At 50.7% G+C, this 19,867-nt stretch carries 16 protein-coding genes; 10 read left to right on the top strand and 6 right to left on the bottom strand.

Annotated elements, in window-relative coordinates; all coding sequences use genetic code 11:
* Positions 1-82: 82 nt before the first annotated feature.
* Together nqrM and DYA43_RS06640 are read right to left on the bottom strand one after the other, a co-directional pair.
* Positions 83-286: a (Na+)-NQR maturation NqrM gene (gene nqrM / locus DYA43_RS06635; protein ID WP_020330971.1), complete on the bottom strand. Its 204-nt coding sequence runs from the start codon at positions 284-286 to the stop codon at positions 83-85.
* 9 nt (positions 287-295) lie between these two features.
* Positions 296-784: a NifB/NifX family molybdenum-iron cluster-binding protein gene (locus DYA43_RS06640; RefSeq protein WP_020330972.1), complete on the bottom strand. Its 489-nt coding sequence runs from the start codon at positions 782-784 to the stop codon at positions 296-298.
* A gap of 291 nt (positions 785-1,075) precedes the next feature.
* On the opposite strand from DYA43_RS06640, the gene lacZ reads away from it, so the two are divergent.
* The 4 genes from lacZ to mglC all read left to right on the top strand — a co-directional run bounded on the left by lacZ (position 1,076) and on the right by mglC (position 8,141).
* Positions 1,076-4,168 (top strand): beta-galactosidase, LacZ type, encoded by a 3,093-nt coding sequence (gene lacZ / locus DYA43_RS06645; RefSeq protein WP_061056482.1) that lies wholly within the window; start codon positions 1,076-1,078, stop codon positions 4,166-4,168.
* 360 nt (positions 4,169-4,528) lie between these two features.
* Positions 4,529-5,503 carry a galactose/glucose ABC transporter substrate-binding protein MglB gene (gene mglB / locus DYA43_RS06650; protein ID WP_020330974.1) on the top strand — a complete coding sequence of 325 codons (975 nt, stop codon included), beginning with the start codon at positions 4,529-4,531 and terminating at the stop codon, positions 5,501-5,503.
* A 111-nt stretch (positions 5,504-5,614) separates the two neighbouring features.
* Positions 5,615-7,123 carry a galactose/methyl galactoside ABC transporter ATP-binding protein MglA gene (gene mglA / locus DYA43_RS06655; protein ID WP_020330975.1) on the top strand — a complete coding sequence of 503 codons (1,509 nt, stop codon included), beginning with the start codon at positions 5,615-5,617 and terminating at the stop codon, positions 7,121-7,123.
* A gap of 10 nt (positions 7,124-7,133) precedes the next feature.
* Positions 7,134-8,141 carry a galactose/methyl galactoside ABC transporter permease MglC gene (gene mglC / locus DYA43_RS06660; RefSeq protein ID WP_020330976.1) on the top strand — a complete coding sequence of 336 codons (1,008 nt, stop codon included), beginning with the start codon at positions 7,134-7,136 and terminating at the stop codon, positions 8,139-8,141.
* A gap of 314 nt (positions 8,142-8,455) precedes the next feature.
* Here mglC and DYA43_RS06665 read toward each other — a convergent pair whose 3' ends face one another.
* From DYA43_RS06665 to DYA43_RS06680, 4 genes are all read right to left on the bottom strand, one after another.
* The gene (locus DYA43_RS06665; protein WP_020330977.1) at positions 8,456-8,767 is read right to left on the bottom strand and encodes a DOPA 4,5-dioxygenase family protein; all 312 of its coding nucleotides are present in this window, start codon (positions 8,765-8,767) and stop codon (positions 8,456-8,458) included.
* A gap of 248 nt (positions 8,768-9,015) precedes the next feature.
* Positions 9,016-10,563 (bottom strand): tripartite tricarboxylate transporter permease, encoded by a 1,548-nt coding sequence (locus DYA43_RS06670; RefSeq protein WP_024374020.1) that lies wholly within the window; start codon positions 10,561-10,563, stop codon positions 9,016-9,018.
* A 9-nt stretch (positions 10,564-10,572) separates the two neighbouring features.
* A complete protein-coding gene (locus DYA43_RS06675; RefSeq protein WP_020330978.1) occupies positions 10,573-11,070 on the bottom strand; it encodes a tripartite tricarboxylate transporter TctB family protein in 498 nt (165 codons plus the stop codon).
* A gap of 208 nt (positions 11,071-11,278) precedes the next feature.
* Positions 11,279-12,250 (bottom strand): tripartite tricarboxylate transporter substrate binding protein, encoded by a 972-nt coding sequence (locus tag DYA43_RS06680; RefSeq protein WP_020330979.1) that lies wholly within the window; start codon positions 12,248-12,250, stop codon positions 11,279-11,281.
* A gap of 276 nt (positions 12,251-12,526) precedes the next feature.
* Here DYA43_RS06680 and DYA43_RS06685 point away from each other — a divergent pair, with 276 nt between their 5' ends.
* The 6 genes from DYA43_RS06685 to acnD all read left to right on the top strand — a co-directional run bounded on the left by DYA43_RS06685 (position 12,527) and on the right by acnD (position 19,864).
* A complete protein-coding gene (locus DYA43_RS06685; protein WP_061056483.1) occupies positions 12,527-13,132 on the top strand; it encodes a LysE family translocator in 606 nt (201 codons plus the stop codon).
* Between the two features lie 3 nt (positions 13,133-13,135).
* Positions 13,136-13,972 (top strand): helix-turn-helix transcriptional regulator, encoded by an 837-nt coding sequence (locus tag DYA43_RS06690; protein WP_061056484.1) that lies wholly within the window; start codon positions 13,136-13,138, stop codon positions 13,970-13,972.
* 164 nt (positions 13,973-14,136) lie between these two features.
* Positions 14,137-14,835 (top strand): GntR family transcriptional regulator, encoded by a 699-nt coding sequence (locus tag DYA43_RS06695; protein WP_024374025.1) that lies wholly within the window; start codon positions 14,137-14,139, stop codon positions 14,833-14,835.
* A 10-nt stretch (positions 14,836-14,845) separates the two neighbouring features.
* Positions 14,846-15,742: a methylisocitrate lyase gene (prpB, locus tag DYA43_RS06700; protein WP_020330984.1), complete on the top strand. Its 897-nt coding sequence runs from the start codon at positions 14,846-14,848 to the stop codon at positions 15,740-15,742.
* 212 nt (positions 15,743-15,954) lie between these two features.
* Positions 15,955-17,100: a bifunctional 2-methylcitrate synthase/citrate synthase gene (gene prpC / locus DYA43_RS06705; RefSeq protein ID WP_061056485.1), complete on the top strand. Its 1,146-nt coding sequence runs from the start codon at positions 15,955-15,957 to the stop codon at positions 17,098-17,100.
* A gap of 166 nt (positions 17,101-17,266) precedes the next feature.
* A complete protein-coding gene (acnD, locus tag DYA43_RS06710; RefSeq protein WP_061057211.1) occupies positions 17,267-19,864 on the top strand; it encodes a Fe/S-dependent 2-methylisocitrate dehydratase AcnD in 2,598 nt (865 codons plus the stop codon).
* The last annotated feature ends 3 nt before the right edge of the window (positions 19,865-19,867 follow it).

Genomic DNA, 19,867 nt, shown 5'->3' on the forward strand with positions numbered 1-19,867 from the left:
CTTTAGCTTGAAGGACTTTCAAAAATATTTTGAAAATAGACCGATTGACTGGTGCGATTGCTTCGTATCGCACCAGAGCCAATTATTTTTTCTCGGTGGGTTCTTGTATTTGATAAAGCTTGGATTGGTGTTCTTCGCAGGTGGTTTCGCAGTCACACACTTTGTCGACGCCGACGCTGGACAACCCGCCACAACTGCCTTGAATCGGCTTACGCCGCATCAACACGCCGATACTCATCAATACGACCAAGATCAGAAACAACCCGAAGGCGAATAGGTAAGTCATGCTTACTCCTTAGCGGTGAATCTTTAGCACGCGCTGCAGTTTCTCAAGTGTTCTTGGTTTAAGTTTAGTGTTGTCCACGGGTTTATGACAGCAGGCGTCCTGATGACCGCAAGCGGAGTGACCAGCACAGGGTTTAGCGGATTTGTGGGCAGACGGCCGGGCGTAATTCATATCCGTAACGGGTGTGAGCTGGGTTGTGCTCAGGTTGCCTATGTCGTGAATCGCTGGGCTGGAGAACACTTTAACACCCGATAAAAACAGGCTGGCAAGCATCGATTGTCCAATGTTGCGCACAACCACGGCATCGACTTGGTGCTGTTTTAGCAGTGCCAGCAGCGTTTTCTTTTTGCCACAGTGGTGTTCAGAACGAGCTTCTTCAGTGGCCTCGATATCCAGCCACTGTTGTTTTCCGGTTTGGCTATCGAACAACAAAAATTGGGGGGCCTTAGAAAAATGATTACTCAGGCGTTGGTTTTGAATGGGCAGCGCATACTTCATTTTTATGCTCCTTGATGATCAATTGCCTGCCATTTTGCTCTCATTATTAGCATATGCCAATTATTATTTTTGCCAACTTACTCAGAGAAGCATGAAAGGGCGTAAAACAGACGACGCAAAAAATAGGCGGGAAATGCAAAGTTGGTGATGGAGAGCAAAGATACAGAGCAGGGCACTGTATTTGTTTTTATGCTGGCGCTAGAGTGATAATTGTAAACGTTACCAAACTAGTCGGCACCAACAAATAATAGCAACTCGGACCGGCAATCTGAAACAACAGGAATTTGAAGAATGAGAACTTTTGCTCAGGTTATTTTAGCAAGAGAGTGGGAAAATCAACACGTTACACATCATAACGTACTCGCTGCTCACGCTCCGCTACATGCCTATCACAGTGAAGAAGCGGCCAAAACAAAACAGCCATCTGCCAACCAGCGATCTCTTAACGGAGAGTGGAATTTTGAGTTATACGCAAAGCCTGAAATCGTTATCCCTGATGTTATTGAACAAGATTTCAACGATTCGCATTGGGGTTCAATTGCTGTCCCGGGAAACTGGCAATGCCAGGGATTCGACAAACCGATTTATACCAACATCAAATATCCTTTTGCTGATAATCCACCGTATGTGCCGCAAGAGAACCCGACCGGGGTATATCGCACTCGTTTTACGCTGGATGAACGCCTTGAGCATTCGCGTTACCTCATTTCCTTCGATGGGGTGAACTCGGCTTTTCACCTGTGGTGTAACGGTGGGTGGGTAGGTTACTCACAAGACAGTCGTTTGCCTGCGGAGTTTGATCTTTCAGCGCATCTTACCGATGGTGAAAACCTGCTGACGGTCATGGTGATGCGTTGGTCCGATGGTTCTTACCTTGAAGATCAGGATATGTGGTGGCTGAGTGGCATCTTCCGCGATGTCACTTTGACCACCAAACCGCTGGTGTCGATTGCGGATGTCGAAATCAAAACCGAGTTGGATGCCTGTTTCCGAGATGCGACATTGAATGTCACGACATCGCTGAGCGAACGCAACTCTGAGCATCAGGTGGCGATTGAGCTTTTTGACGCCGAAGGTAACAGCGTGTTTGCTAAACGTCATGCGCCGACCGGACAACAGATTGTGGATGAAAAGGGCGCCTGGAATGAAAGAGCTCACCACCGCATCCATATCGACAATCCGCGTAAGTGGAGCGCCGAAGATCCCTATCTCTACCGTTTGGTAGTGACACTGCTCAACAGCGATGGGAAAACCGTTGATTGCGAAGCTTACGACGTCGGTTTTCGTCAGGTGGATATCACCCAAGGCGTACTGCGCGTGAACGGTCAGCGCCTGCTGATTCGTGGGGTGAACCGACATGAACATCATCCGGAGCTGGGTCATGTCATGACCCGCGACAGCATGATTCAAGACATCAAGCTGATGAAGCAGCACAACTTTAATGCGGTGCGCACCGCGCATTATCCAAATCATCCGATGTGGTATGAATTGTGTGATGAATACGGCTTGTATGTGGTGGATGAGGCCAACATTGAAACCCATGGCCAGTTCCCGATGTGTCGTTTAGCCGATGATCTGACTTGGCTGAATGCCTTTTCTCGCCGCATGACGCGCATGGTCGAACGTGATAAAAACCACCCGTCGATCATCATTTGGTCGCTCGGCAATGAATCGGGGATTGGCGCGAACCATCATGCGCTGTATCAGTGGACTAAGCAGCGCGATCCTTCACGCCCGGTGCAATATGAAGGCGGTGGTTCGGATACCGCCGCGACTGACATTATCGCCCCGATGTACGCACGGGTTGAGACTGATCAACGTTTAGCATCTGACCCAGCGGTTACCCCTAAGCTGGCGTTGAAAAAATGGATTGGCATGCCGGGCGAGCAGCGCCCGCTGATTCTGTGTGAATATGCCCACGCCATGGGCAACAGTCTGGGTAATTTTCATCAGTACTGGGACACCTTCCGCGAGTATCCGCGCCTGCAGGGCGGTTTTATCTGGGACTGGGTGGATCAGGGCTTGACCCGCACTGATGAGAAAGGTGAGCAATACTGGGCTTACGGAGGCGACTTCGGCGATGAAATCAACGATCGCCAGTTCTGTATTAACGGCTTAATTTTCCCGGATCGTACGGTGCATCCCACTTTGTACGAAGCCAAACATGCCCAGCAATTTCATCAGATTGAACTGTTGAGCACTGAGCCACTGACCATTCGCGTAACAAGTGAAAACCTGTTCACGGCGCCACAGGAGCGATTGGTATGGAAGATCACCGAACAGGGCAATATTATCGCGCGCGGTGAACGGCTGATCACTCTGGCGCCGCAATCCAGTGAAACACTGGTGTTGGCGGATGCGCTGCCAGCCGCCAAGATTGGCTACGACTACCATCTCACGGTGTGTGTCGAACTGGCGAAAGAGACTGCGTGGGCCGACAACGGGCATGAAATTTCGTGTGCGCAGTTTGAGCTGCCGGGCGCGTTTGGTTTACCACTTGAGCAAGGCAATCTGTCGGGCGCGCCGAAAATAGAGAACGCACTGAACCGCCTGAAGATCCGTGCCAAAAACCAACAAATTGAGTTCAATACCTCAACAGGAGAACTCGATGCGTGGTGGGTTGGCAATGAGCAAAAACTCACGAGCGGACTGCGTGATAACTTCTATCGCGCGCCGCTGGATAACGATATTGGCACCAGTGAAGCAAACAAAGTGGACCCCAACTCTTGGATTGCACGCTGGGAAGCGATGGGCTTGCCATATCTGAAACGTGAGTGTGTCCAGTTCCGCCATCACCAGCTGAGCGATGCCTGCTGGATCGACGTGCGTTATGTGCACAGCTTTGAAGGGTTGGCCGTGCTGAGCACTCAATGGCAATACCACATCTATGCAGATGGTGAAGTGCGACTCACTGTGGATGTCCAAACCGCGTCCGGATTGCCTTCCTTGCCAAGAGTGGGGATTGAACTGGCACTGGCAGATGATATCGATGAAGTGAGCTGGTTCGGCAGAGGTCCGCATGAGAACTATCCGGATCGTAAAACGTCGGCGCATGTCGGAGCGTACCGTGCTCCGGTCGCCGATCTGCATACGCCGTATATCTTCCCGAGTGAAAGTGGTTTGCGCTGCGATGTGAAAGAGAGTGATATCGGCCAGCTTCACATCAAAGGGCACTATCATCTATCGGTAAGTCGCTATCGCGCTGAGGATGTTGCGAAAGCGCGTCACACTAACGAGCTGCAACCGAGCGGGCAGTTGTGGGTGAGGCTGGATGCGGAGCATATGGGCGTCGGTGGCGATGACTCTTGGACACCAAGTGTGCATGAACAATACCAGTTGCTCAAACGTCATTATCACTACCAACTGACACTCGCATTTCATTAAGCAATGTCTCAAATTCAGGGTCAGCGACTTGTTGACCCTGCCTTAACAAGTTACGCTGTAAACGTTTACTCAATTCTCGATTTCAACATCACAAAAACTCAGCTTTACCCCCTCCAAAAAAGAGAACCAGATCTCGCTGTTACATTGTGTTACGTTCGCGAGCGTAATTTGCAATTGGCATCAAACTATTTAAACAAACTCTTACAATTAATCTGCAATCCAACCAAAATCTTACATACTTCACATTAATTGTTCTTTTGCTCACTATACTTGGCTGAGTAAACGTTTTCATGCGTACTGCATTTCGATAACGTTTGTCCCCTACATCTGTATAACAAAACAACAAATAGGACTTGTTCAATGAGAAAGTTAACTGTACTAGCGATGCTGACTGCCGGCATGGGCTTCGGTTCTCAAGCAATGGCTGAAACCACTATCGGTTTCACTATCTACAAATACGATGACAACTTCATGTCTGTAGTACGCCAAGCGATCGAGAAACAAGCAGCAGGAGATAGCAATACTCGCATCCTGATGAACGACTCTCAAAACAGCCAATCAATGCAGAACGACCAAGTTGACGTGATGTTGGCTCGTGGTGTTCAAGCTCTGGCAATCAACCTGGTTGACCCGGCAGCAGCGAAAACCATCATCCAAAAAGCGAAAATTGATGATGTTCCGGTTGTGTTCTACAACAAAGAACCAAGCGCAGACGCGATGGCAAGCTACGACAAAGCGTTTTACGTAGGTACTGACTCTAAAGAGTCTGGCATCATCCAGGGCGATCTGATTTCTCAACAGTGGAAAGCAAACCCAGCATGGGATAAAAACGGCGACGGCGTACTTCAGTACGTAATGCTGAAAGGCGAACCAGGCCACCCAGATGCTGAAGCTCGTACCACTTATTCAGTTAAAACTATCAATGACAACGGCATCAAGACTGAACAACTGCACATGGATACCGGTATGTGGGATACCGCTATGGCAAAAGACAAGATGGATGCATGGCTGTCTGGCCCTAACGGCAGCAAAATTGAAGTGGTTATCGCAAACAACGACGGTATGGCAATGGGCGCAATCGAAGCGCTACGCGGTGCTGGCGTGAAACTACCTGTTTACGGTGTTGACGCACTGGCTGAAGCACTGGCACTGGTTAAATCTGGTGACATGGCAGGTACTGTACTGAACGATGCTGATTCTCAAGCGAAAGCAACGTTCGAGCTTGCTCGTAACCTTGCAGAAGGCAAAGCGCCAACTGAAGGTACTCAATGGCACATCGAAAACAAAGTGGTACGCGTTCCTTACGTAGGTGTTGATAAATCTACACTTGAGTAATGACCTGCTCGGGGGAGAGAGTAATCTCTCCCCAGTTACCACATTTTCGAATCACCTATGTATCTAAGCGATATTTATCGGTTCTCGTTTTAAACACAGTAAAGTGATGCCATGGTAAATCAAACACATGAATTCCTGTTAGAAATGACAGGAGTGAGCAAATCATTTCCAGGTGTAAAAGCTTTAGATAACGTAAATTTAAAAGTTCGTCCGCACTCTGTTCACGCTCTGATGGGTGAAAATGGCGCGGGTAAATCTACGTTACTGAAATGTTTGTTTGGAATATACGAAAAAGATGAAGGCGATATTATTTTCCTCGGAAAACATATTAACTTTTCTTCATCTAAAGAGGCCCTGGAATCTGGCGTTTCCATGGTGCATCAGGAATTAAACCAGGTTAAGCAATGTTCCGTTATGGACAATATTTGGCTTGGCCGTTATCCGAAAAAAGGCTTATTTGTTGACCACGATAAAATGTATCGTGATACCAAAGCTATTTTCGAAGAGTTAGATATTAATATTGATCCGCGAGTTAAAGTCGCCACCTTATCTGTTTCGCAAATGCAAATGTTGGAAATTGCCAAAGCATTCTCTTACGACGCGAAAGTGGTGATCATGGACGAACCGACGTCCTCTCTGACGGAAAAAGAAGTGAATCACCTGTTCACCATCATCAACAAGCTGAAAGAGAAAGGCTGTGGTGTGGTGTACATCTCGCACAAGATGGAAGAAATCTTTGCCATCTGTGATGAGATTACGATTCTGCGTGATGGCCAGTGGGTGGATACATGCCCGCTGAAAGGCCTCGACATGGACAAGATCATATCAATGATGGTTGGCCGTGAACTGACGCACCGCTTCCCGGAAAAAACCAACACACCAAAAGACGTCATTCTTGAGGTGAAAAACCTGACTGCGCTGAACCAGCCATCCATCACTGACATCTCTTTTGATTTGCGTGCAGGTGAAATTCTGGGCGTTGCGGGTCTGGTTGGCTCACGCCGTACCGACATCGTTGAAACCATTTTTGGTGTGCGTGAACGTAGTGAAGGCCACATTCAACTTCACGGCCGCGAGATGAAAAACCGCGATGCGCATGAAGCGATTCGCAACGGTTTTGCACTGGTAACGGAAGAACGTCGCTCTACAGGTATCTACAGTAACTTGGACATTACGTTCAACTCACTGGTGGCCAACGTAGATGAGTACAAAACCCCTTATGGTCTGCTCAGCGATAAGAAAATGAAGAGCGATACGCAGTGGGTTATCGACTCCATGCGCGTAAAAACGCCTTCACACCAAACTTCCATTGGTTCGCTCTCTGGTGGTAACCAGCAAAAAGTGATCATCGGTCGCTGGCTGTTAACCCAACCAGAAATCTTAATGCTGGACGAACCGACCCGTGGTATTGACGTTGGCGCAAAATTTGAAATTTATCAGTTGATTCTGGAGCTGGCGAAGAAAAGTAAAGGCATCATTATTATTTCTTCTGAAATGCCGGAATTACTGGGTATCACAGACCGTATTTTAGTGATGAGTAACGGTCGCGCCGCGGGTATTGTTAATACCAAAGAAACCACACAAAACGAAATATTAGAGCTAGCCTCTCGTTACCTCTAGGGAATGTATTATGGATGCAGTTAAATCTTTTGCACTAAAGCATTTAAAAGAAGGCGCGATCTACGCAGTACTATTTATTCTACTGGCCGTTATCGTTATTCAGGAGCCTTCATTCTTAAGTCTTCGTAACTTAAGTAATATTCTTACTCAATCTTCAGTGCGCGTTATTATTGCACTGGGTGTGGCAGGTTTGATCGTCACACAGGGTACGGACCTTTCAGCCGGTCGTCAGGTTGGTTTGGCTGCGGTAATTTCCGCGACCTTGCTTCAATCTATCGACAACGTGAACAAGGTATTCCCAAGCATTGGTGAAGTGCCAATTATCGCAGTGATCATCTGTGTGTGTCTGATCGGTGCCATCATCGGTCTGGTTAACGGTGTGATTGTTGCCTACCTGAAAGTAACGCCATTTATCGCGACTCTGGGTACGATGATCATCGTTTACGGTATCAACTCTCTGTACTACGACGCGGTAGGTGCATCACCAATCGCTGGGTTTGATGACCGCTTCACGGCGTTCACCCAAGGCTTTATCCGAATAGGCGGGTTCCGGTTCTCCTACATCACTTTCTACGCCATTATCGCGACGGTGTTCATGTGGATTCTGTGGAACAAAACGGTATTCGGCAAAAATATCTTTGCTGTGGGTGGTAACCCAGAAGCAGCGAAAGTATCCGGTGTTAACGTGCCTCTGACTCTGCTGAAAGTGTACGCATTGTCAGGTGTCTTCTACGCATTCGGGGGGATGCTGGAAGCGGGACGTATCGGTAGCGCAACCAACAACTTGGGCTTCCTGTATGAGCTCGACGCGATCGCAGCGTGTGTGGTTGGTGGCGTGTCCTTTGCTGGTGGTGTAGGTAGTATCGCGGGCGTGGTAACGGGGGTTCTTATCTTCACCGTTATCAACTACGGTATGACTTACATTGGCGTAAGCCCTTACTGGCAATACATCATCAAGGGTTCCATCATCGTGTTCGCGGTGGCCCTGGACTCCATGAAATACGCAAATAAAAAGTAAAACTAACGACACAGTTGCTGCTGGTCTAAAACCGCTCCTCAGGGAGCGGTTTTTTCTTTGTCCGCGACAAATGAATGACTAATGCGGGGCAGCGCTAATCGGAGGCATTGTTGATAGTTTAGAGGGAAAAATTCAGGACGAATTTTTAGGTTATTGGCGTAGGGAACGCCTATAACCGTCCCGGCCAGCGAGCCGCGAAAGGCACTTTCTGGTGACTCTTTGTGCCTGCAAAGAGTCACTGGCGCGCTAAAGAAATGTTTTCTGTACGCTAAGTCTAAAGCGCGACATGAGCGTTCAACCTCATTGAATGATGTTTAAAACCGACTCAAATCCAAATCAACCGCTTCACCCAGCCAGTATGCGTGGGTCGTGTGATCCGCCAAATCATCACCAGTATCAGCGTGAACTAACACGCTCAACTCGCCGCGTTGCTGATCCAGCCACGGAATGAACTGATCGAAATCCTTACTGCCGAACAAAATCTGATAACTCCACATGGTGTGCGGGCCAACGAGACGTTGATGCAGTCTGCCGAGTTTGAGAGGGAATGTTTGCCCGATGAGTTCGTACAGGCGCGTCGCAAACGCCAATGAGTGTGCATCAAAGTAAACATGCGCATGGTACATGGCATGGCTGTTAACGGGTCTTTTATTGGTTTTCACTGCATTGCACTCAGGATTGAGGATTGTTAACTCACTGCCGCTGGCTGAGTCTATTTCTCATGCCGCGCAGCATTATTTTGTGCGGGGAAGGGTAACACACTCGACAATAATGTCAGGGACAAATTGACCAAGGCGTGTGGTGGGCGCGCTTTTATGCCTTTGAAAAACAAAAAGCCCGACCATTTGGCCGGGCTGAATCTAAGTGTCAGCGATTAATGCGCTTTATTGGTACCGCAGCTTTTCGCCGCAGTTTGGTTGCCACGCAATTTGTTGACGATCATCACCACAATTGGGCTGGCCAGAATCACCACCGACAGGGTTGTAAATGCCAGAGTGATTGGACGTTCCCACAAGAAGCTCAGCTCGCCGTCGGTAATCATCAGTGCACGGCGCAGGTTCTCTTCCATCAGACCACCAAGGATGAACCCAAGTAGCAGTGGTGCCAGCGGGAAGTTCGCCAGACGCAGTGCAATTGCGCCCATCGCCACCAATAGCATGATGAAGACATCCATGGTGTTGAACGACACCAGGTACACGCCGGTGATGGAGAAGAACAGAATCATCGGCAGAAGTACAGTACGTGGTACCGCCAGCAGTTTCGAAATGTATGGGATAAGCGGTAGGTTCAGAATGAGCAGAACAATGTTACCGACATACATCGAGATGATGACTGACCAGAACACATCCGGGTGATCGACAAACAGACGTGGGCCAGGCTGAATACCGTAAGCGAGCAGGGCACCCAGCATGATAGCGGTGGTACCGGAACCCGGAATACCCAGTGTCAGTAGCGGTACGAACGAGCCACTTGATGCAGCGTTGTTCGCTGATTCTGGTGCAACCAGGCCGCGCAGAGAGCCGTGACCAAACTCTTCACGCTTCTCTTTCGGCGCGAGATTGCGCTCCATACCGTAGCTCAGGAAGGCCGCAATGGTTGCGCCTGCGCCCGGCAGTACGCCAGTAAAGAAGCCAAGAATAGAAGAACGAATCGAAACCGGAGCCGCTTCACGCACTTCTTCTCTGGTGATTTTCATGCTGCCGATATTGCTCAGTTTGCTGTTTTCTTCATCACGAGTGTCGGATTCTGGTTTCAGAATGCCCATCAGTGTTTCGCCGAGTGCGAATGTTGCCATTGCCAGCAGCAGGAAGCTAAAGCCATCCATCAGGTCGGTCAGGCCGAAGGTGAAACGTTCTACACCTACACCTTTGTCGATACCCACGGTTGACAGCATCAAACCCAGAATGGTCATCATCCATGCTTTGATTACCTGACCTTTACCCGCAAACGCCGCGACGGCAGACAAGCCCAGTAGCATTAATGAAAAGTAGTCGGCTGACTGGAAGCTCAGAGAAACCTGAGCCAGCGCTGGCGCGGCAACCAGCAACATGATTGCAGACAATGTACCACCGGTGAAAGACGCGTAAGCCGCCAGTGCCAGTGCTTTACCCGCCTGACCTTTTTGCGCCATCGGGTAGCCGTCAAACGCGGTCACCACGGTTGACGAACAACCCGGCGCATTAATCAGGATGGAAGAGGTTGAGCCACCAAAAATGGCGCCATAATACACACCCGCCATCAGGATCAGACCGGACGAAGGTTCCAGACCGTACGTAATCGGGATCATTAGTGCGATAGCTGAGATAGGGCCAAGGCCCGGCAGCATACCGATGAAGGTACCCACGAAACAGCCGACGATCACCATCAGCAGGTTAAAAGGCATGACTGCAGTCGACAGTCCTTGCAAAATTCCGTCTAACATAATCCTTTCCTACCAAAGAGTGAAAATCAGACCCGGTTCCAGATACACGTCCAGACCTTTGGTCAGCAGTAAATAAAAGGCAATCACAAACGGGAATGACGCACCGAATAGGATCGATTTACGACGTTCGCCAAGAATGTAGAAGCCCGCCATCAGGAAGAAGCCGGTCGCCAGCACGAAGCCCAGGTAAGTTAAGCCTGCACCGTAGAGCGCCATCAGCACTAGGAAACCGATCAGCAGTTTCCAGTTGAATGTCATCACCGCGCCACTTTTCTTGTCCGGTTGTCCAACAACCAGCAAAAGCAGAGACATTGCTACACCGGCGTAGGTGAGAAGGGTTGGGAGCGTACGTGCCGTAAACGGTTCGTACTCATCGCCGGGAAACATAGGAATTTGTGTAGTTTGATAGCCGTAACACAGGCTAAGGACAAGAAAGATCATCGCGCCGACGCGATCGCGGCACAGCAGATATTCCTTGCTGAATAATTTGGTTGGCAGATCCGACATATCCAACTCCATGGCATGAGGTTGTAGGGAAGAAAAGGCCGCAGACAAGCGGAGTTAACGAAGGAATTAACTAAAGGGTAAACGGATTGCTGCTAGTCAAAACATCTACCAAAACAAAGGAGTAATTTTTTCGCTCGTCTGCGGCAAAGGTGCTGGAACGGGGCAACACACGATTACCCCTTCCGGTGTTTCTGGATAAAAAGCTGACTTACTTCAGGAAGCCCAGTTCACGCATCAGGTCGCCCATCTGCTTTTCCTGATCTTCGAGGAAAGCGAAGAACTCTTTGTCGGCTTTGTAGCTGTCGATCCAGCCGTTGCGGTCACGAACCACTTTCCATTCATCGGTGTCGTACATTTTCTTCAGCGCAACGTTCCACTCGTCGATTTTCTCCTGGCTGACACCCGGAGCGGCAAAGAAACCACGCCAGTTAGCAAAAACAGTCGGGTTGTTGTATTCAGTCAGGGTCGGAATGTTTGGCGCAACGTCCAGACGTTTCGGTGCGGTGATCGCCAGGATTTTCACCTGACCGCTTTTTGACATCTCTAGAACTTCGCCCAGACCGGTCGACAGAAGCTGAGTTTCGCCAGACAGCAGTGCTGCCATCGCTTTACCGCCTGCATCGTAGGCAATGTAACGCACTTCTTTCGGATCAAGCCCTTGGCCTTTGAAGGCTGCGGCGGCAACTAAGTGGTCCATACTGCCGCGTGCAGAGCCGCCCGCGATTTTTACTTTGCGTGGGTTGTCTTTAAAGTCTGCAACCACTTCTTCCCAGCTGTTGTATTTCGAATCACCAGCAACAACCAGTGCGCCGTAATCTGACACCGTTGCAGCAACAGGCGTTAAATCGCGGAAAGACTGTGGGAATACACCCGAAAGTGAGCGCACAACGATTGGTGTTGAGTTCACCATCAGTGTGTCTTCTTGACGATCAGCCGTCTCGATAAGGTGTGCAATGGCTTTACCGCCGCCACCGCCAGAAAGGTTTTGGTATGAGACGTTCTCGATCAGGTGTGTTTTCATCAGCACATCACCGGTGCCGCGTGCGGTCATATCCCAGCCGCCACCAGCGCCGCCAGGGATCAGAAAGTGGATTTTTTCCAGATCCGCTGCCAGAGCAGAGAAAGAGAAGGTAGCCGCCAGTAGCGACGCTGCGAGGGTCGGTTTGAAATGCTTCAACATGTTCACGTTCCTTATGTAGGCGTGCCATTCGAAGGAATGACACTTATCGTTATTTTCCCGGTAACAAGGCAGAAGTTTGCTACCGTGTTATCTCAGGTTAAGAATGTGTTAAGGTTTTGTCTCTAAAGCGAAGATAAAAACAATATTGGGCATAAAAACGGTTTTGTTCATAAAGTTCACGGGGTGCCGCGGCGCAGCAGAGCGCAATTTTGTTCAATAATCGCAATTCTTGGTTCGTTACTATAGCCACGTGAATTGGAATAAAAGGACGAGGTTATGGTTTCTCTGTTGAGCGCGATGTCGCTGTTTGCCTTTGTGGGGGCGGTTTCTCCCGGGCCGGTGAATGTGATGGCGACTTACGCGGGCGCGCAGTTTGGCTGGCGCAAAGCGTCAGTGCATGTGCTTGGGGCTTCCGTCGCCTATGTTCTGGTCGTGTTGGTGTGTGGCTTGGCACTCGGTGAAATGAGCCAAGGCATTCCACTGTTGGTACCCGTCATGCGTTGGGTGGGCAGTTTGTACCTGCTGTATTTGGCGGCGCGTATTTTGCTGGCCAAGGATTTGGAGCTCAAGTCCAATCCCCAAATTGCGATGAAAGCGCTGTTTGTACAAGGGGGATTGATCCAACTGCTCAACCCAAAAGCGTGGATCTTTGCCAGTTCCGGGGTTAGTTTGTACGTATTGAATCAGGTGAATATTCAGTACGCGCTGAGTTGGTTCTGCTCGGTTTCGCTTGTAGTCTGCTTTATCGGTGTGGGTGTTTGGGCGGTGCTCGGGCAATCGGTCGCGCAATGGCTCAATTCACCGCAGCGTCAGCGCCTGTTTCAAATGGTCTTGGCTGCGATGTTGAGTATATCGGTGGTCATCATCTGGATGGAAGGATAGGGAATGTCACAACCAATAAGCAGCAATATTATGCGCCCAACCGCGCTGCCGCAGATCGAAGCGCGCATCGCTAAGTGGTCACACGTCTGTTATCAAAGGCATTCTCACGACGAATTCTCGTTTGGCATCATCGATAGCGGCATGGCGCGCTATGACAATCATGTGCGTCAGCACCAAATTGGCCGGGGCGATGTGGTCACCATTAATCCCGCCGATATGCACTCTTGCAATCCGCACGAGGGTGAATGGTCGTATCGAATGCTATTTGTCGACACATTGTGGATGGGGCAGATGCAGCAAGAGGTATTAGGGCGTCGCCAGATGGATTACTACGCCTTTATCGCCGACTTTGAACGTCGCACTGATTTCAGCGTTCAGTTTGAACAGCTGTTTGTGGCACTCATGCAAGAGCAGGACGCATTATCTGCCCACACCCTGATGTATGAGTTTATCGAACGACTGTATACGCCATCGGCGCTGGTGACAGAAGGCAGCCCGCTTGCCACCCAGCGCAAACGTGCCCCCGACTACCTGCTGCGCGCTCGTGAACGCCTGTTTGATGAAATCGATCAGTCAGTTGGTCTCGACGCGCTTGCTAATGAGGTGGGCGTCAGCCCGTATCATCTGATCCGCACATTCAAGCAATATTTCGGCTTGTCGCCACATGCCTATCTGATGGATGAACGCATTAAACGCGCCAAACAGTTACTTAAGCAGGGTGAAACAATTGTCGACACCTCACTGGCTTTAGGCTTTGCTGATCAAGCTCACTTTCAACGCAGCTTTAAAAGCCGTATTGCATTGACACCTAAGAAATATCAATCCTTCTTTACACTTTGATACCCACCAATTATCCATTCCTACCGTCATTACGACCTTAGTCTAAATTGTCGACAATTTTCTTGATTGTCGACAATTTTATCGTCTATCTTAAGTTCAACCCTTTGGTGAGCAACCCCATGTTTGTGGACTTTTCTCTGCTCACCCACGTTGTAGAAGATGAGATGATGAATACTGAATTAAAAAAGCGCGCAGCAGGCGAGAAAGAACACACCAAATCAGAAAGCCTGACCGAGTTTTTGATCGAAGCGATCGTAGAAGGGGGCATGGCACCGGGCAGTAAAATCTCGGAGCCTGAACTGGCCAAGCGTTTTCAGGTCAGCCGAGGACCATTGCGTGAAGCGTTAATGCGTGTAGAAGGGCTGGGGTTGATCGAACGTATACCTCATGTCGGGGCGCGCGTAATTCAGTTCTCTACGGAAAAGTTGCTGGAGCTGTACGCGGTTCGTGAAGCGCTGGAAGGCATGGCGGCGCGCTTAGCCGCTCGCAACATTACTGAAATCGAACTGGCCGGGCTGGAAACGTTATTGTCGACACATTCGGCGCACATTGATCAAGTCGACGGCGCGTCTTATTTCCATCAGCAAGGGGATTTCGATTTCCATTACCGCATTATTAAAGCCAGCCGCAACTCGCAACTGGTTGCGTTGTTGTGTGATGAGCTTTACCACTTGCTGCGCATGTACCGTTATCAGTCACCACGCTCTCATTCGCGTCCGATTGAAGCGCTGGAAGAACACAAATTCATTCTGCAGGCGATTCGCAATCGTGACGAAGAGCTGGCAGAGATGCTGATGCGCCGACACATTTCAGGTAGTCGCCGCTTAATAGAAAAACAGATACAAAACGAAGCCCAAGATTAAGGAGAATCCCATGAGCTTAAGTCCGGGTGCGAAGTTCAGGCTCGCTATTCAAACCAATCAGCCTTTGCAGATTGTCGGCACGATCAACCCATACTGCGCCATGATGGCGAAGAAATTGGGGCATCAGGCGATCTATCTCTCTGGTGGTGGTATCGCTAACGCGTCTTATGGCTTGCCGGATCTCGGGATCACGACACTCAACGATGTGCTGGTGGACGTGGAACGCATCACCAATGCGTGTGACTTACCATTGCTGGTCGACATCGACACCGGTTTTGGCGGTGCGTTTAACATTGCCCGCACCATCAAAGCAATGGAAAAAGCCGGCGCAGCGGCGGTGCACATGGAAGATCAGGTGGCGCAGAAACGTTGTGGTCACCGTCCAAACAAAGCCATTGTCAGCCAACAAGAAATGGTTGACCGCGTTAAAGCAGCGGTGGATGCGCGAGACAATCCGGAGTTCGTCATCATGGCGCGTACCGATGCGCTGGCGGTGGAAGGCATGGACAGTGCGATTGAGCGTGCGATTGCGTGTGTGGAAGCGGGCGCCGACATGATTTTCCCGGAAGCGATGACGGAACTGAAACAGTATGAGCAGTTCTCGACGGCGCTGCACGCGGCAACCGGTAAGCATGTGCCGATTCTGGCCAACATTACCGAGTTTGGCCAAACGCCGCTCTACAGCTGTGAAGACCTGGCCAAATCAAATGTGGATATGGTGCTGTACCCGCTGAGCGCGTTCCGCGCGATGAATAAAGCGGCTGAGATGGTGTATCGCCATCTGCTGGAGGTGGGGAATCAGGAAGCGTTACTGGGTCAGATGCAGACGCGCAAAGAGCTGTATGAATACCTCAATTACCATGATTACGAAGACAAGCTTGATCAGCTGTTTTCGGAAGGAAAATAGTCGGTTTGGACCTTGATTTCATGAGGTTCAACGACGGAAGCCCAAAGAAAAACGAAGCCCAAGAAAAATAGAATCGGAAAGAAAAACTCCCCGGCCCGACAGTCAGTCAGGGGAACAACCAATAACGTGAAACCGCTGCGCCATCGAGCTTAAGCTGGCCCAATGAGGTCGATTCAACAGGATCCGAAGCGCAGCAAGAAAAGGAGTTCAACATGCCTCAGTCTTTGACAAAGAAAGCTGAATTAGGCGGAGCAGGTCTGCGTGGCCAAAGCGCTGGAAGCACGGCCTTATGTACGGTAGGTAAAACCGGAACCGGTCTGACCTATCGTGGTTATGACATCACGGATCTGGCTAATAACGCTCAATTTGAAGAAGTAGCACACCTGCTGCTTGTGGGTCATCTGCCAACTCAAGCCGAACTTGATCAATACAAAACACGTCTGATTGGCCTGCGCGGCCTGCCTCAGCCACTGAAAGAAGTGCTGGAGCGCATTCCAGCCGATGCACACCCGATGGACGTGATGCGGACGGGTTGTTCAATGCTGGGTAACCTGGAAACTGAACAAGATTTTTCACAGCAGCTTGCAGCGACAGAACGCATGCTGGCACTGTTTCCGGCCATCATCTGTTACTGGTATCGCTTTAGCCACGATGGTGTGCGCATTGATACCGAAGACACCAGCGAAGCTTGTATCGGTGGTTACTTCCTGAAAATGCTGACTGATCAGGCACCAAGCGATCTGTTTAAACAAGTGATGCACTGCTCGTTGATTCTGTACGCAGAGCACGAGTTCAACGCATCCACGTTCACGGCGCGCGTCTGTGCTTCCACGTTGTCTGATATTCACTCGTGCGTGACGGGCGCGATCGGTACGCTGCGCGGTCCGCTGCATGGCGGCGCGAACGAAGCGGCGATGGAGATGATCGAGAACTGGAAAACGCCGGATGAAGCGGAACAAAACATTCTGAGCATGCTGGAAAACAAAGAGAAAATCATGGGCTTTGGTCACGCGATTTACCGTGAGAGCGATCCGCGTAACGCCCTGATAAAACGCTGGTCGAAAGAATTGTCCGAAAAAGTCGGTGACACCCAACTCTATGCTGTTTCTGAGCGCGTTGAAGCGGTAATGAAACGCGAGAAGGGCTTGTTCTGTAACGCCGATTTCTTCCACGCATCCGCTTATCACTTCATGGGTATTCCAACCAAACTCTTCACGCCAATCTTCGTGATGAGCCGTTTGACTGGCTGGGCTGCCCACGTGTACGAGCAGCGTGCGAACAACCGCATTATTCGTCCAAGTGCTGACTATGTTGGCCCGGATCATCAGCAATGGTTGCCGATTGAAAAACGCGGCTAGCTCGCTCAGGAATGACCGTGCCAAATAGGCGCGGTCATCAATTTAATGCGGTTCGCCGAAGGGCGAATTGGCCTGCCACGGTTGTGAAGCCCAAACAACTTAAAGCACTGGCGACACGCTTTCTGCTTTAAGTGGCAAGGGAATAGTAATGAATCGGATGGATACTATGACCACTCAAAACGATATCAACAGCCAATACCGGAAACTGCTGCCCGGCACAAATATCAGTTATTTTGATGCCGAAGAAGCGGTCAACGCAATTGCGCCCGGTGCCTACGCGACGCTGCCTTATACCTCGCGCGTTCTGGCTGAAAACTTGGTTCGCCGCTGCGAACCCGAAGCACTGACAGACTCCCTGAAACAACTGATTGAACGCAAACGCGACCTTGATTTCCCCTGGTATCCGGCGCGCGTGGTGTGTCACGATATTCTTGGCCAAACCGCGTTGGTTGATTTGGCTGGCCTGCGCGATGCGATAGCAGAGCAGGGCGGCGATCCGGCCAAAGTGAACCCGGTGGTGGAAACGCAGCTGATTGTTGACCACTCGCTTGCGGTCGAACACGCAGGGTTTGAACCGGATGCGTTTGAGAAAAACCGCGCGATTGAAGATCGCCGCAACGAAGACCGTTTTCACTTCATCGAATGGTGCAAAACCGCGTTTAAAAACGTCAGCGTGATTCCTGCCGGGAACGGCATCATGCACCAGATCAACCTGGAAAAAATGTCGCCTGTGGTGCAACTGAAAAACGGCGTGGCGTTTCCTGATACGTGTGTCGGCACTGACAGTCACACGCCGCACGTCGATTCTCTTGGCGTCATCGCGATTGGTGTTGGCGGTTTGGAAGCTGAAACCGTGATGCTCGGTCGCCCATCCATGATGCGCCTGCCGGACATCGTCGGCGTGAAACTGACCGGCAAACGCAAACCGGGCATTACCGCCACCGACATCGTCTTGGCGATCACCGAATTTCTGCGCGGCGAACGCGTGGTGTCGTCTTATCTCGAATTTTTCGGTGAAGGGGCGAAAGAGCTTACCATCGGCGACCGCGCGACGATTTCCAACATGACTCCGGAATATGGTGCCAGCGCGGGCATGTTCTACATTGATGAGCAGACCATCAACTACCTGAAACTGACTGGCCGCGATGCCGAACAAGTGGCGCTGGTTGAACAGTATGCCAAACAAACTGGCTTGTGGGCGGATGCGCTGGAGACGGCGCAATACGAACGCGTATTGGAGTTTGATCTCTCGCAGGTAGAACGTAACTTGGCCGGGCCTTCCAACCCGCATCGTCGTCTGCCCACCTCGCAACTGGTGCAACGTGGCATCGCCGGAAAGTGGGAAGAAAAAGCGGGCGAAATGCCCGATGGTGCTGTGATCATCGCCGCTATTACGTCGTGTACCAACACCAGTAACCCACGCAACGTGGTCGCGGCTGGCTTGGTGGCGAAAAAAGCCAATGAACTGGGTTTGGTGCGTAAACCGTGGGTGAAAACTTCATTTGCGCCGGGATCGAAAGTCGCCAAATTGTATCTTGAAGAAGCCAAGCTGCTGCCTGAATTGGAAAAGTTGGGCTTTGGCATCGTGGCGTATGCGTGTACCACCTGTAACGGCATGAGTGGCGCGCTGGATCCGAAGATCCAACAAGAGATCATCGATCGCGATCTGTACGCGACCGCCGTGTTGTCGGGCAACCGTAACTTTGATGGTCGGATTCACCCCTACGCCAAACAAGCGTTTCTGGCCTCGCCACCGTTGGTGGTGGCTTATGCGCTGGCGGGTACGATTCGCTTTGATATCGAGCGCGATGCGCTGGGGCATGATGCCAACGGTAAGCCGATTTACCTCAACGATATCTGGCCAAGCGATGAAGAGATTGATGCGATTGTGAATCAGCACGTTAAACCTGAGCAGTTCAATCAAGTCTACATTCAAATGTTTAAACTCGATGACGCCGAGCAAAACAGCAATCCACTGTACGACTGGCGCCCAATGAGTACCTACATTCGCCGTCCGCCGTATTGGGAAGGCGCACTGGCGGGTGAACGCACGCTTAAAGGCATGCGCCCATTGGCGGTGGTGGGTGACAACATCACCACCGACCACCTGTCACCATCAAACGCGATTCTGGCCAGCAGCGCCGCGGGTGAATACCTGACTAAAATGGGCGTGCCGGAAGAGGATTTTAACTCCTACGCGACGCATCGCGGCGATCATCTGACGGCGCAACGCGCAACGTTTGCCAACCCGAAACTGTTCAACGAAATGGTTAAAGAGAACGGCGACGTGGTGCAAGGTTCGCTTGCGCGTATCGAACCGGACGGCAAAGTGACGCGCATGTGGGAAGCGATTGAAACCTACATGCAGCGCAAACAGCCGCTGATCATTGTGGCGGGCGCCGACTACGGCCAAGGGTCTTCGCGCGACTGGGCAGCCAAAGGTGTGCGTTTAGCCGGTGTGGAAGCGATTGTCGCCGAAGGTTTTGAGCGCATCCACCGTACCAACCTGGTCGGCATGGGCGTGTTGCCACTGCAATTCAAAGAGGGCGTGAATCGCCTCACGCTGGGACTCGATGGCACCGAACTGTACGACGTGGTGGGTGACATCAAGCCGGGCTGCGATTTGGCGCTGGTGATCACTCGTCAAAATGGCGAGAAGCTGGATGTCGCGGTGACATGTCGTTTGGATACCGCCGATGAAGTGCATGTGTATAACGCAGGCGGTGTGCTGCAGCGTTTTGCGCAAGACTTTTTGGCGAACTGAGAA

It is taken from the genome of Vibrio fluvialis, assembly GCF_900460245.1.
GTDB lineage: Bacteria > Pseudomonadota > Gammaproteobacteria > Enterobacterales > Vibrionaceae > Vibrio > Vibrio fluvialis.